This is a genomic window from Bartonella sp. AU55XJBT, assembly GCF_028618525.1.
The window spans coordinates 1-15708 of sequence record NZ_JAQITC010000013.1 but is presented as its reverse complement, the minus strand read 5'-3'; the positions used below and the strand labels follow the sequence as shown (position 1 = coordinate 15708).

At 39.4% G+C, this 15708-nt stretch carries 6 protein-coding genes, 1 tRNA gene and 2 pseudogenes; 5 read left to right on the top strand and 4 right to left on the bottom strand.

Annotated elements, in window-relative coordinates:
* Positions 1-100: 100 nt before the first annotated feature.
* Positions 101-3253, bottom strand: a complete 3153-nt coding sequence (locus PVV70_RS07490; protein WP_273758644.1) for an autotransporter outer membrane beta-barrel domain-containing protein — start codon at positions 3251-3253, stop codon at positions 101-103.
* 671 nt (positions 3254-3924) lie between these two features.
* Positions 3925-10359, bottom strand: a complete 6435-nt coding sequence (locus PVV70_RS07485) for an autotransporter outer membrane beta-barrel domain-containing protein (RefSeq protein ID WP_273758643.1) — start codon at positions 10357-10359, stop codon at positions 3925-3927.
* 198 nt (positions 10360-10557) lie between these two features.
* Here PVV70_RS07485 and PVV70_RS07480 point away from each other — a divergent pair, with 198 nt between their 5' ends.
* From PVV70_RS07480 to PVV70_RS07460, 5 genes are all read left to right on the top strand, one after another.
* The gene (locus PVV70_RS07480; RefSeq protein ID WP_273758642.1) at positions 10558-11508 is read left to right on the top strand and encodes a siderophore ABC transporter substrate-binding protein; all 951 of its coding nucleotides are present in this window, start codon (positions 10558-10560) and stop codon (positions 11506-11508) included.
* Positions 11509-11610: 102 nt separating this feature from the next.
* Entirely contained in the window at positions 11611-12567 is a 957-nt protein-coding gene (locus PVV70_RS07475) for an iron chelate uptake ABC transporter family permease subunit (RefSeq protein ID WP_273758641.1), read from the top strand.
* A complete protein-coding gene (locus PVV70_RS07470) occupies positions 12560-13510 on the top strand; it encodes an iron chelate uptake ABC transporter family permease subunit (protein WP_273758640.1) in 951 nt (316 codons plus the stop codon). Before PVV70_RS07475 ends, PVV70_RS07470 begins: the two co-directional genes overlap by 8 nt.
* A complete protein-coding gene (locus tag PVV70_RS07465; RefSeq protein ID WP_273758639.1) occupies positions 13507-14265 on the top strand; it encodes an ABC transporter ATP-binding protein in 759 nt (252 codons plus the stop codon). The genes PVV70_RS07470 and PVV70_RS07465 overlap by 4 nt, the downstream gene beginning before the upstream one ends.
* A gap of 65 nt (positions 14266-14330) precedes the next feature.
* Positions 14331-14401 (top strand) — tRNA-Gln (locus tag PVV70_RS07460).
* Positions 14402-14569: 168 nt separating this feature from the next.
* Here the strand turns inward: PVV70_RS07460 and PVV70_RS07455 are convergent.
* Positions 14570-15387: pseudogene (locus tag PVV70_RS07455) on the bottom strand (DNA adenine methylase).
* Between the two features lie 175 nt (positions 15388-15562).
* Positions 15563-15708: pseudogene (locus PVV70_RS07450) on the bottom strand (late control protein); the annotation flags it as partial.

The window sequence follows — 15708 nt, the reverse complement described above, 5'->3', positions numbered from 1 at the left end:
ACTCTATAAAAAAGCGATAACAACAAAATGAATAGAAATGAAAAAAGCCACAAGGATAACTTGTGGCTTTTTCAAAGATTAAACAAAAACAGTAACAACTCTAGAAATGATAACGCAATCCACCAGAAAAACTCGTTCCAGAAAAACCAGCTTTCGTTAGCTTATGCTGATAAACCAAATCACCATGAAGTGCAAAATTTTGAGACAATTGAGCATTAAAACCTAATCCAGTTTCTAATAAAGAACCAAAAGCGCCTAGCTGAAAAGCGTCTTTAAAATGCACAAATTGTTTTCCTTCAAAACCATGAGCAAGATGAAGCTTGCCATAGAAAGAAATAACTTGAGCCTCATCAGTGGCAACCAGTATTTTTGTTAAACGCCCTCCAACACGACCTACCCACTGATGAAGCTTTCCTAAATCAATATCAAAGCCATCCACATCGCGCACTTTATTAAATGGAAGATATTGATAAACAACCTGAACTTGCGGATCAAAAACAAAACCATCCTCTCCCACCATAAATGTTTTTCCAGTCGTCAATGAAGCACTTAAAGGTTTTCCCTTTAATGTTGCCGTTTTACCCCGTGCTGTTGTAAGAACGTCTCCCTTAAAAAAACCATAAGACACAAGACCATCAACGTAAAAACCTGCATCATGCTGCATACCGCCATATGCTGCAACTGACCATTTATCAAATGTGCTTTTTTGACTCTGTTCAACATTTAAAGGTTGCAAAGAAAATTTCTCGTAAGACCCAATAATTCCAAAAGAAGTGGTTCCATACATATTTTCGATTGCTTTGAGCAAAATACCTGCCTCTATAGCATTATAATTGAGCTCTCCGCCATAACCATATTCAAGCGCAGAAAGATTTGAAGTATAACGATGATTGCCGCCATAACCGCGCACAAAAAAGAAAGGCTTTTCGCGGCTTTCTAACAAACTGCCAGAAGCAATTCGCAAAGTTTCCAAGCGCTTATTTTGATTGCTAACATTCATCAAACCAAGATGACGTAGGGCATTAGGCAAAAGGAGATAAGTCGGAACCTGCGGAACAACAGCCTTTACTCCCGGCTTAGGACGAGGATGAGGCTCCGGAGCTGGTCCTGGAGGAGGCGTTGGAGCAGGAGAAGGTGTCGGGCGAGGATCTGGTTCAGGTTTAACATCATCAATAGATCGACTCTCAAGACGAAAATCCCAAAATTTCTCGCTTCCTCCAACTAATCTTTGAGCAGAATCCGCCTCCCCTAATTCAGAGTTTGGACCATACCCATAAAGCTTATACTGATAAGGTAATTCGTCTAACGCTACATATCCCGCTTCCAACTGAAAAGAATCCTGTTTTGCTTGTCCAGAAACCTGAATAATTGAAATGCCTTCCTCATTCCCTCCCCTTCCTGTATATCCTCCTGGACTTCCTGCAACAGCATGCACACGGAGCTTTGTTTTTCCCGAAACATCACCATGAATTAAAATACGATCCGTCTTTTGCTGATCAAGAGCTCCACCACTATTCAGATAGGTATTCACAGAAATAGAGGCATTGTCCCGTGCTTTATAAACTTCACCCTTTCCACTTCCGATATGAAGGGTTTGATAATCATCAGCAGCAGAAGATTCATGTCTTTTGAAATGAATAGAGCTCTCACCCATAAGGCTGACGAGTGAAATAGAAGAGCTATTTGCATCCTCCTGTTGATCTCTCTGCAGCTGTTGTGGTAAAATCCACATAGAGTCTCCCAAATAAAGTTCGGCATTAGAATCTTTATCAGTGTAAGCACGACCTTCAAGAGTAGAAGCATCAGCCAAAACCGTTATAGAAGCCCCTTTTTCAGCTTTTAATAAAAAATTCCCCGAACGAAGAGTGCTTTTCATTAAACTTACTGCACCAGAAATAAGGTTTTCACCGTAAAGAGCCGTATCGTCTAAAACAGAAAGCTCTGTTGTATCCAAATTAACAACTTCTAATCGTGGTGGCGCTTTTTCTTCCCCTAATGAAATATCCTCTTTTTTATCCCCATCTTCGCTCCATGGCTTTTCTCCCTTAAAATATATACCGTAAGATCCCCCACCCTTTACGGTAACAGAAGAAGATTTAAAATTAGCCTCAGTCACATAAAAATTATTCGATAAATCTTCTGCTTCATCTTCGGTTTCAGATTCTTCTTCAGATCGTTCTGGTCCAAAATATAAAGGCTTGAGCGAATTTTTTAACAATATACCATGCGCATCCTCAACATCAACAGTTCCCCCTTTAAACTCAACCTTTCCCCCTTTATCCATTAACAAGACCGCATGGTTTTCGTCTTTTTGCCCCTTTCCAGTAACAGCAACACCATCAAAAAAGACCTTCCCCCCTAACATTGCAGAAATACCGTGACTGTCCGCAAAGTTAATCTTTCCACCTTCCACCCCGATCTCCGCCCCGCTATAACTTAAAAGGCTTGTTGATCCACCACTCGTGTTAATGTTTGTATCCTCGAAAATAACCAATGAATGTCCTATAGCTTCAACAGCCCTATCACTCTCCCCTATAGTTCCCTGTTTGACCTCAATGAGGCCATCGCGAGCAAAAAGAGCTAACTTTGTATTTTTGAGCGTCGGTTGTTTCAAAACAATCTTTCCATCATCTGATACAGCTACACCACGCAAAAAAGATCGACCAGAAACGTCACTGTTAACCGTTACATTTTCTCCACTAACCCTTGTGCCTACCTTCTTTACCATTATAGCCGTCGGATCAGCAGGATAATTGGAAGCGTTCTCATGGGTAATCCTATAAGATTTATTATCAATATTAGGCTCCCCGCAATTATCGCATACATAATACAATCCGCTATAATAATAAAACGCAGGATTCATACCTATTGCATCAGAGCCTTCATTTCTAACCGTGTTATCGATATTTTTCTCATACCCTTTCCCCCCATTTTGTTGTCCGTTCTCTCCCTCCTTTCCACTCAACTCATGATAGTTGCTCCCCCCACGAATACCCTCATCGTTATTGCCAATATTAATCATACTAGGAGGATAACTCCCCCCATTCTCTCCCTTAAGAGGAAGCTTATGCTTATTACTCCCGCTCAGCTGAGGAGAAGAATTAGCAGAGACAACTGGAATAACCTTTATAACATAAGGTCCACTATTCTTCCCCTCTGTAGCTGCATAAACCTCTCTTCCATTATGAAGCAAAGAAAGGATAGCTGTTGTACAAGCACATAAACATACATGATTTCTAAACACTTTAATCATAGTTCCCTCGAAACTTTCCTTCCCCTCTCATTAAAAATAAAAGCACTCACAAAACATCCCACTGTGCCACCTCAACATACAAAAGGTGTACAAAAGACATGCCTCATGCTCATTTGAACCGTGCAATGAATCATCCCTATACACTTGGTAAAAGCTCTACGCGTAAAACCATCTATAAGAGAATAACAACAGAGCACAATTTATGAGTGTATAATGCATTCTGTATTTCGTGTAAAGAAAAAATAAAACCGGTGCGTGTAATTAATTAAAAACACAATCAAACCTTGTTCGATTTTAAAAATTACTCCACAAAGAGATGAATGAAAAAAATGATTTAAATCAGTGAAAACAAACGCTCAAAAACGAGCTTTAGAAAACGTCAAATATTATATTAGTTAGTATCAATACGGTATCAAAAAAGATAACATAACACACACTGGTCTTATGAACGCTTTAAAAGCCCATACAAGTGTGTCACTCTATCGCATCATCATCAGCGAAAGTTTTAAGAAAATTTGCTTTAGCGTAGAAAAACGCGCTCATTGCGCACAATAAACGATATCTTTTCTATTCATATCAAGAAAACGAAAGGAATACACAAATTGTTATAAAGAAAAAAGGCAGCACTGTGTGCTGCCTTTTTTTAAAAAAGTACACCCTGTACCTTATTATTAGAACTGATAACGCACACCTCCGGAGAAACTTGCTCCAGAAAAACCTGCCTTATTAAGTTTATGTTGATAAAGAATATCAGCATGCAGAGAGAACTGTGGCAACAATTTGGCATTAAGTCCTACCCCAGCCTCTAGTGAAGAGCCAAACGCCCCTAACTTGAAAGCATCATTGAAATGCACAGACTGTTTTTCTCCAAAACCATGAGCAAGATAAAGCTTCCCATAGAAAGCAACAGCACTCACACCTTCAGAGCCTGTAGGATTCTTGGTTAAGCGTCCACCAACACGTGCCACCCATTGATCAAGGTTACCCATTTCAATATCAAAATTATCAATATCACGGGCCTTATTAAATTGGAGATGTTGATACACAACCTGAACCTGCGGATCAAAGACAAAACCTTTATACCCTGTCGCAATTGTCTGACCAGCAGATAAAGAAGCACTTAAGGGATTACCTTTTAATGTTGCTGTTTTACCCCGTGCAAGAGTGAGAACATCACCTTTGAACAGACCATAGGATAAAAGACCATCGACATAGAAGCCAACATTATGCTGCATGCTACCATACACCGTAGCAGTCCATTTATCAAATGCACTCTTCTGACTTTGCTCAACATTCAAAGGCTGCAGAGAAAGTTTTCCATACGTTCCCATAACGCCAAAGGATAAAGCACTGTCAGCATTTTCAATAGTTTGCAACAGCACACCAGCCTCTACACCACGATAGTCAAGATCGCCACCATAACCATATTCAAGCGCAGATAAATCTGAAGCATAACGGTAACTTCCACCATAGCCGCGTAAATAGAGAGCAGGATTCTCACGAACCTCTACCATTCCCGTAGAAGTCATCCGCAACGTCTCCAACTGTTTGCTTTGATTGTTAATATCCATCAATCCAGCATGGAATACGCTATTAGGTAAGACGAGGTAAGTTGGCACTTGTGGAACAACAGACCTTACAAATTGTTCAGGAAGGACAGCAGATCCAGCAGACTTAACATACTGATTTTCTAAACGGAAGTTCCAAAACTCTCCACCATCCTTAACAAATTTCTGCTGAACATGCTCCTGTTTCGAAGTCGCTTCTGGACCATAAGCACGAAGCGTATATTTGTAAGGTGAGTTGGCCAGCGCAACATAATTACCATCGAGTTGGAAAGAATCTTTCCTTGCTTGACCATAAACCTGAATAACTGAAACGCTGTGAGCAATCTTGGCATTCGCTTTAGCATCTCCACCATTGCCCGCATCACCTCGTACATGTATTTTTGTTTTGCCAGAAACATCACCATGAATGACAAGTCGATCAGTGACTTGCTGATCACTTGGATCATGAGGATTTAAACGTGCATTGAGATGAATGACAGCATCACCCTGCGCCTCATAAACTGTGCCTTTCCCATTTCCAATATGAAGAGTCTGATATTTCTCTTCAGATTCGGAAGACCTAAAATCAATAGCACTATTTACAAGTCTCACAGAAGAAACACATGAATCCAAACATCCTAAATCTGGAGTCCCTGAACTCTTCTGAATACTTCTTTTGAGAATCCACTCTGAATTATTGGCTAAGTATAATCCTGCATAAGAATCTTTATTAACGCGAACACCCCCTGTAACAATAGAATTATCCACCAAAACCGATATATGAGAATCGTTCTCAGCCTTCAACAACAAATCACCAGCAAGTGTTGTTTTCTTTTCTAATGAAACAACCCCACCAGAATTATTACCATAGATCGCTATACCCTTTGCAACTTCAAAATCAGTTTGTTTCAACGAAACTGTCCCTGTCATGCTTATAGGTGTTTTCTCCTGTTGGGTGGATATAGCACTCCGCTTAACAACATTTGCTTTCTGAGTTTCTAAATTCTTACTCCGATTTTGTTGACTCTCCCCTTTCTTTATTCCCCCATCAAAATATATGCCATAGGTTCCATCACCTTCTACTTTAACAGTAGAAGCCTCGATATTCGCGTGATTCATAGCAAAACGAGCCTCAGAAGATCTCCTCTTCCTAGAAGTCCCCATTTCAATCACATCATCACCCTTTCTAACCCACAAAGCGTGAGAATCAGTCACAACACTCCCATTCTTAAAATCAACAGAAGCATTGTCACTCAATAGAATAGCAGCACGCCCAAAATTATCTGTAGAATCTGACTTCCCTGTCGCTTTTTTCACAGTAATGTTAACTTTATCTAACTCAATACGTCCTCCAGATTCTGACCTTACTGCCACGCCTTTTGCCTGAGTGATAGCCCCAGAATTCATGGTTATCTGACCAGCCTTACTTGCCAGCCCAGCCGTAGCCAAATCTCCGATCACATTAATTTTTGTACCCTTTAAATTAACAGACGATCCAGAACCTGCCAAAGCGCCCACATAATGAGCATTGACCATTCCACCAATCATCTCGACCGTTCCACCTCTTTGCGCTTCAAGCCCAAGCACAGAAGACTGAATTGTGGAGTTTTTATCCAAAACAACTTTTGCATTGTTTTCTGCAAGTACAGCACTCACAGCCTGTAATGTAGTAGAATCAACATTATTTTTATTATCAGAAGAATCCGCACTACTAATTGTAGCCCCTTCTAGCTTAATAATTGTATTCTGATTTGTTGCATGCATAGAATGTTGAGTTGCCTCACTTGCCTTCAGTGTAAGGTCTGCCACTGTACGTGTTTGGCCATCACTACACAAATAAGGAGTCTGAGATCTTCCCGAGCCATTTCCTTGTGTAGCATCACCACACTGAGAAGAAATAGTTTTCTGAACACCATTCAACACAAGAGTACGCCCAACAGCTCCATTAGAAGATGGCAAAGGTGTATCAGAAGAAGGTGCAGCAGATTTCTCAGAAACTACAGAAGCAGAAGAACTCATAGAAGCTACTGATTTTATAGGTGTAAGCCTATTTGATACAGTATGATACCCAGGTGTTACAGAAATCCCATCGGCAGATATTACACTCCCCCTACCTGTATCAGATCTCCCAACTGAATTAGCTCCTGAAGTCCCTAAAGTTACCGAACTTCTACCTCTAGATGAAGGAGATGAATTGGATACTACTTCAGATGTTCCATCCCCCTCTAGATCAGTAGATGCATCCCCTTCAGATACAGTAGAAGTAACAGCAGATGTAGTAGTAGAAAGAGTAGATGCTACTTCAGATATTTCTGCCCCTCCCAGATCAGTAGATGCCCCTCCTTCAGATACAGTAGAAGTAACAGAATTTATAACAATCTGAGACGTAGTTACCCCCGTATCCGTAATGGTATCACTACTATCTCCTTCTACTATAGCATAACCTACATCATTCCCAGTACCCTCATTTGAACTACCAAGAAGAGAAATGCTTAAAGTTTCATCATTTCCACCTGTTGTTACAGGCATCGCTCCCTCTATTGTATACTCTACTTCATTAGAAGCCGTTGTACTCGGATTAACAAGACGATAAATATTCACTCCATTACTTGTGTTTAATGGTTCAGAATAACTCGAATAATTCTCACCTAACCTTTGAACATAAGCAACCACATCTTCTATATTGCCATCAACAACCTCTTTAGGTTCCAAGACACCTGTTAGAACAGATGGATTATGTCCTGTAGGTTCAGAAGTTGAAGTAAGATTTTCAACAGATCTACCACTTAAATCCATACGAGACTCATCTGTATCAGATCTTCCAAGTGATGCAGGATTGCCATTCACACTAGAAGTAGTAATTCGATTAGGTCCCTCAGATTCAGAATTTCCAGATACCATAGAAGTACCAGATGGAGTATTTGTTACTACAGTAAGCTCATTTACCTCAGATACAGAAAGACCGGATGTACTATCATCAAAAGAAAAAATTGGACCAGAAGATATAAGACGTCCACGAGGTCCATGAGTTATACTTGGCCGCTTCTCACCGTTTTCCAATTTACTTTCTAAGGTAAAATCCCAAAACATCTCAGATATATTTGCAGCTTTTTCTGAACTCCTAGAATACCTTATTGGACCAGAAGCCTTAAGAATATATTGGTAAGGTGACCCCTGCAATGTAACATATCCATTAGCAAGTTCAAAGGAATCTCTTTGTGCCTCTCCATAAACTCGAATAATTGGAATAGGAATAGGTTTTTTTCTATTTTGCTCCTGTCCATTTTGATTTTGCACACTTCGATGCTGAACTCCCTCTCCATTTAGTTTTTCATTTAAAGTCGTGATGATAGAATTATCATTTACATACACCTTCGTTCTTCCAGAAACATTGCCATAAATCAGAAGTTTATCAGACGAAAGCTTAACATCATTTGAATTACCAGAAACAAAATTCACATTAACATAAAGCTTGGAATCTCCACTAGCACTGTAACCTCCTCTTCCAACTTGCAGCGTTTGATAATCTTCATCTTCACTTCTCGGAGGCAAAAATACAATGCTACTATCTAAAAGACCTACATACGAAATACATGAATCTATACAATTTGCATTTTTCTTCAATTGTTTATGATTAGTACTTTTTGTTAAATACAATCCTGAATCAGACAAATAAAGCCCAACATCTGCACTATTGTCAATATGAGCCGCACCCATCACCGAAGATTTATAAGCATACACTGATAGATTAGAATCAGCAGCAGCTTTTAAAAATAGATCACCCGAAAGAACAGTTCCCTCTCCTAAAACAACAATACCATTTACATCACCACCATAAATAGCTATCCCCTCTGGAATCTTAAGAGTAGTCTTTTTTAAAAAAACCCCCTGCCACTTTTGATCATTATTCCCATTTCTTGTGATTTCCTCTTTATATAAAGTTTCTTTCCCTTTAAAAGCTACATTCTTAAAATATATGCCATAAGAATCCTTCCCAGTTATTTGAATATTTGATTCTTTAATATCAGCTTGAATCTTAAAAAAATCTTTTTTCTTGTTATCACTAATATATCTCTGAAAAGCACCATTACCTATAATATTATTCATAGTAGAAACGACATCCTTTAAAGCACCATCCATAACATGATAAACATCATAGAGTGCATTCATTTGAAGCATTTCATCCTTTGAATAAAGAGACACGCCATCATCATGACCATCACTAATAATAAAACGAGAAGACAAAACACCCTCCCCGAAAGCACGATCATGCATTGGAACAACTAAAGATTCATCAATACTACTAGAAACCCATAGAGCAACTGCATCAGAGCCCTTAACACTTCCTTTATTAAAAGAAATCAAACCTCCATCTGACAGAAAAACAAGATTTGAAGAATCTGTAGAATTAAAACTATTTCGGTCACTTATCCCCTTTTTAAAGTTAATATTAACCTCATTTAGTTTTATAATCCCTTTATTCCCCGCTATAATTCCTATCCCGCCTTGATCAAGATCAATCGACCCAGATTGCATCATCATTCCAGAGCTACCAACACTTCGTAAACCAATCCCAACTGCAGAAAAATTCACTCCATCTAGAAAAATAAACGATCCCAAATCAGCAGTAGCACCCATCCGAGTATAATAGATTCCCCCACCTTTCATATAAATCCTTGACTCATCTAGAGCACCAACCCCAACTATAAATTCCTTAATATTTGATCTTTTTAACTTAACTACTGAATTAGTCGTTACTAGTACCCCCGTCCCTATTTTTTCATCAAGATAAGCATCTACTCTAGAATTACTACCTTCTGGAAAACGCATTCCCCTAATAGACACGTCCTCTAACTCAACAGTCGTACCTTTAACTGAATAAGAGACTCCTTGAACACCCGCACGATACTCCGTTCTCTCAGTAACCTGTGCTGCTGTATGCATAGCGCTATCACCTAATTTTTTAACGCTAATACTACTTCTTTTGATCGTATGAAGCCGCCCATCAGAACAGACCACAGACTCAAGAGTCTTAAAGCTCCCATCACACTGATTTACATCAGAAACACCGCCAACACCTACACCACCAGGAACACCCCCAACACCTACACCACCAGGAACACCCCCAACACCTACGCCACCAGGAACACCCCCAACACCTACGCCACCAGGAACACCCCCAACACCTACACCACCAGGAACACCCCCAACACCTACACCACCAGGAACACCCCCAACACCTACACCACCAGGAACACCCCCAACACCTACACCACCAGGAACACCCCCAACACCTACACCACCAGGAACACCCCCACCACTATCAACTGCGACTACTCCACCCCCTTGAGAACCAGTTAATGCTTGAGGAGGGTTAGGCAAAGCTTCAGGTGTAGAACTGCTCTCTTGTCCTCCCCCAAATAATGAAACAACTGATCCCCATCCTGATGTCCACCACGATCTTGTCTGTGCCACAGAAGAATCAACACCTTGTAAAAGGAAGAGAGCGCTTGTTGTCAGTGCGTACAAACGTGTACGCTTTTTAAATACATTGATCATATGTTAAACTTTCTAAATAATGTTGCAAAAACACTAGAATTAAGTGAAAATGAGGTAAGTGAACAATTTGTAACATATGTTAGTCAACTTTACAACATAGTGTTATTTATTGCTGCGTCATTTTGTGCATAAAAATGCCTAAGTTAAGTTTTTAAGTGCACAAACCCTTGTAATATCAGATAAAAGGATAAAATCACGATGATAAAATATATGAAATGCGTGACTTCCGTCTTACTCGTTGCAATGAGCTTTGCAACGGTTTTATGGACACAAACGAGTATTGCAAATACGAATACTCAAACAAATGTAACGATTAATCATGTTTCAGGAACGACTTCTGTTCCCACTTCTCCGCAAAAGGTTGTTGTATTTGATATTGCCTCATTGGATAATATGAATCGCCTTGGGATTAAAGCAGTTGTCGGTATTCCTGAAGGAAAAAAACCTTCCTATCTACAACAATTTAATGATGAAAAATATGAAAAAATTGGCACCCTTTTTGAACCGGATTATGAAAAAATTGCCACTCTTCAACCCGATTTAATTATTATTTCTTCCAGAACCCAAGCAAAATATAACGATTTATCCAAACTCGCTCCAACGATTGATTTAACAATAGGAAACGAAAATTCTCTTGAAGATATTAAACGAAATGTGTCTATCCTTGGCAAAATTTTTGGCAAAGAACAGGAAGCAGAAAAGGAAATTGCAGAACTCAATGAAAAGTTAGCTGAAGTTCGTAAAAACACTCAAGGAAAAGGTAAGGGGCTTATCCTCATGACCTCTGGTGGAAAGATCAGTGCCTTAGGACCAAAATCACGTTTTGATATTTTACATTCTGCTTTTGGTATTGCTCCTGCAACCGATAAACTCACTGTACAAAAACACGGACAACTCATTTCTCCTGAATTTATTCTTGAGACAAATCCTGATTGGTTGTTGGTGATTGATCGGGATGCGGCAATTGGACGGGAAGGACTATCCGCAGCACAACTACTCAACAATGAGCTTGTGCACCGCACAACAGCAAGCAAACAAAACCAAATTATTTATTTGGACTCTTGGAGTTGGTATCGTGCAAGTGGTGGTTTAACGGGACTCCTTGAAACCGCTAAGCAGATTAATGAATCCTTTACAAAGAGCAAATAAGCGCACAAAAGAGCTTGCTTGCGATATGAATAAAATTTAAAAACAGAGGCTGTTTATTAAGCAGCCTTTGCTTTTTTAGATTTTGTGAGAAAATAATTTAACGTGAAGAATTACTGGATAACCATAACATTTCTAATTCTCCTGTCTATCCTCAGCATTTTTGTTGGTTACTCTGATGTCACACCTTCTGACCTTTTGGCATCCGATCCCCATGCGTGGCTTATTTTCTGGCAAACACGTCTTCCTCGTACCATTGCAATCCTTTTAGTAGGTGCAGCCCTTGCACTTTCAGGCATGATTATGCAACTACTGACACGTAATCGCTTTGTCGAACCATCAACCGCAGGAACCGTTGAATCTGCTTCCCTTGGCATTCTTTTTATGATGATTTTTCTGCCCGATATTACTGTTTTAGGAAAAATGGTCGTTGCGACACTTTTTGCCATGACAGGCACTTTACTTTTTATGTTTTTATTGCGCCGCATTCCTTTAAAATCGGCTCTCATTGTACCCCTTACAGGGATTATGCTAAGCTATATTATTGGCTCTTTAACCAATGCCATTGCAGATTATGAAATGCTCCTTCCTTCCCTTCAAGCTTATTTATTTGGTAGTTTTGCCATGATTCTTGAGGGAAAATATGAACTTTTATGGCTCTCCCTTCCCCTTTGTATTCTAGCCTATTGTACTGCTGATCGCTTTACGGTTGCAAGCTTAGGAGAAGATTTAACCAATAACCTTGGGTTAAATTATCGTTTCGTCATGTTTTTTGGTCTTTTTATTGTCGCCTCAATTACTGCTGTTGTTGTCTGTACCATCGGCCGTATTCCTTTTGTTGGATTGATTATTCCAAATATTGTTTCAAGTTTCATGGGAGATAATATGCGCTATACTGCTCCTTGGGTAGCCATCAGCGGTGCAGGATTGGTCTTGATTTGTGATCTTTTAGGGCGAATCATTCATCCATCTCTTGAAATTCCCATCAGCACCATAATGGGCGTGATCGGTAGTTTTATTTTTATGATACTGCTTTTACGCTGGAGAAAGCGTCTTGGATAGAAGCAAAAAAACAACATGTGTACTAACAACGCTTATTATCATAGCATGCACGGTCATCAGTCTTTACATGACGTGGAATATTAATATTTATACATGGACATTTCGTCTAACAAAACTGATCTCTCTGCTTCTTATTGCCTATGCAATAAGCGTTTCTACAGTTTTATTTCAAACAATCGTTAATAACCGTCTTCTGACCCCTTCAATTATGGGATTTGATCAGCTTTATATTCTAATAAAGACTATTCTTATATATTTTGTAGGCTCTCTTTCTTTACCCTTTTTGAATGAAGAAGGACAGCTCATTCTCGAATCCCTCATTCTCATTCTTTTTTCCATAAGTCTTTTCCGCTGGCTATTTTCAGGAAGCCTAAAAGGGCTTCACTTGACGCTTTTAATGGGTGTTATTTTAGGTGGCTTTTTTTTCAGTTTACGGATGTTTATGCAATTGCAACTCAATCCAGACCAAATGATGAATTTAACGGATATTATGTTTGCAAATTTTAATAAATTTAATACGTCTCTCATAAGCTTTGCCACAATTATTGTTTTCATTGTGAGTTTAATTGGGTGGCGTTTCCGCTATCTACTTGATATTTTGGCTTTGGGACGTGAAAATTCTCTCAATCTTGGCATTAATTACCACAAAAGTGCGACAGCTATTCTTATTTTTGTTTCCATTCTTGTCTCTATTTCCACCGCATTAGTAGGACCCGTCACTTTTTTTGGACTGTTAATTGCCAACCTTTCCTATGAACTTTCACCTCAAGCAAAACACAGTGTTGTTGTGCCGATTGCAATATTATTAGCGATAATTTGTTTGGTAGGGGGACAATTTATTTTAGAGCAAATTTTTCACATGGCAGGACGTTTAAGTTTTATCATTGAGTTTTGTGGAGGGATTGTTTTCTTAATGTTACTGATGAAGGGAAAAGTAAAATGATTGAGATCAATCATCTTTCCAAGACTTACGGAACACGATTGATTATCGATAATTTATGTCTTCATCTTCCCAAAGGGGGGATTATTTCTCTTATTGGGCCTAATGGTTCGGGAAAATCAACTCTTTTAATGCTGATAAGACGTCTTTTACCGCACGACAAAGGCACAATTAATATAGACGGTTTTGATATTGATAAAATTCCCCATGATATTTTGGCTCAAAAGCTCTCCATTTTGCGTCAAGATAATCCTTTATCCTTCCGTTTAACCGTGCACGATTTAGTAAGTTTCGGACGCTATCCTTATTCAAAAGGCTGGTATACACATGAAGATAGACAATTTATCGACAGTGCACTACGCTATCTCGGCTTACAAGATTTAAAAGACCGTTTTTTGGACGAGCTTTCTGGGGGGCAGCGTCAACGTGCTTTTATTGCCATGGTTATCTGCCAAGATACCGATTATCTTCTCTTAGATGAACCATTAAACAATCTAGATATGAAACATGCCGTTTCTATGATGAAGCAGCTACGCCGCACAGCTGATGAACTGAAAAAAACCATTCTTATTGTTATGCATGATATTAATTTTGCCTCATCTTATTCAGATATGATTGTTGCACTGAAAAATGGGAAAGCAGCCTATTTTGGGACTCCCCAAGAAATTATGCGACCAGAAATTCTTAAAGACATTTATGATGTAGACATTCAAATTAAAACAATCAATGATATTCCTATCGCTCTTTATTATCGATAATTATAAAAAAAATTTTACGCTTGCCTACACTGTGGAATCTGCTAGAGGTGGTAAAATTGGCTTATTGGGGAATAGTTTAATGGTAGAACAGCGGACTCTGACTCCGTCAATCTTGGTTCGAATCCAAGTTCCCCAGCTGTAGCTTGCCACGAGGTTGTAGCTTGCCAGCGGGTTTTGTATATTTTGACACTAGGTTTTGTACCAATTTATTTTTTTCAAAAGATTTTTAAGGGGTTCTCAAAGGGTCTTCAAAGGTCTTTCAAAGGTTATTTAAAGACCCTTTAATGCATCTTTTCTCTTCATCCTAAAAGTTGCAATTTGAGATGATGAGCTCTTGCGCCGGAGTCGGATTATTTGAACCACATGTATAAGATGTATTCACCTCTTTTATCTTAAATTGGCTAAAGGTTTTTCGGATTTCTGGTACATCATTGAGAGAGAGAAGAAACTTTCCCTTTAGTTGTGCAAGCAGCATAGACATCGTCTGGTAATCCTCCCGCTTAAACAAATCCTTTCCATAATAATCCTCAACACCAAAATAAGGCGGATCAAGGTAAAACAAAGTGGTCGGCCGGTCATAACGCACAATAAAATCAGACCAATCTAAATGTTCAATGGTCACACCCGCTAAGCGGCGGTATATAAGCTTTAATAAGCCTTCAAGTTTGAAACTGTTAAACCGTGCACCACGGTTAGGATCAACGCCAAATGTTCGTTTAGCCACCTGCCCAGCAAAACTCAACCGCTGGAGATATAAAAACCGCAAAGCCCGCTCTAAATCTGTCAGGGTCTTTGGATCTTGTAGAGCGAAACGCTGAAACATCTCACGACTGCTTATCTGGAACTCCAACAGATCCATAAAAGGGTGATAATGGCGTTGCAACACCCGAAAAAAATTCACCACATCACCTGAGCGGTCATTGATGACTTCATATAAGGGAATCAATTTCCTCCTGAAGAATATTCCCCCATTCCAACAAAAGGCTCAGCATAAGTGCGATGGGGAATGCCTTCAATGATTTTGATAATGGTCTTCGCCAACTTGATTTTGCCACCAACATAAGCAGCAGCTGGTTCCGTAGGATCAACAGATTTTAATGTTTCTTTACAAAGTGTATCCATAATTTTTTAACACTCTTTCATCTATATTAGCCATCTTCTCATTGCTTTAAGTGATAAGAAGTGGCTGCGATGTTAAGTTATGTTGCATCGGACGGGTGTGTTCGCAAAACTATCCCCGTTGGCTGGGCAACCAGCCCAGCCTCTATTCTTCGCTGTTTTCTTTTCCCTTGTTTGGTGCCTCTTGATCGGTGCGCACCACATAAGGCAAGGTTTGTTTGGTAAATTTGGGACTGACCTTTGCTTGATAACCATGACGTTTGGCAAGGCTCTCAACAATCTCAGCAATGGTTTTATGGTCAAAATGTTCGCTCACCTGTTCTT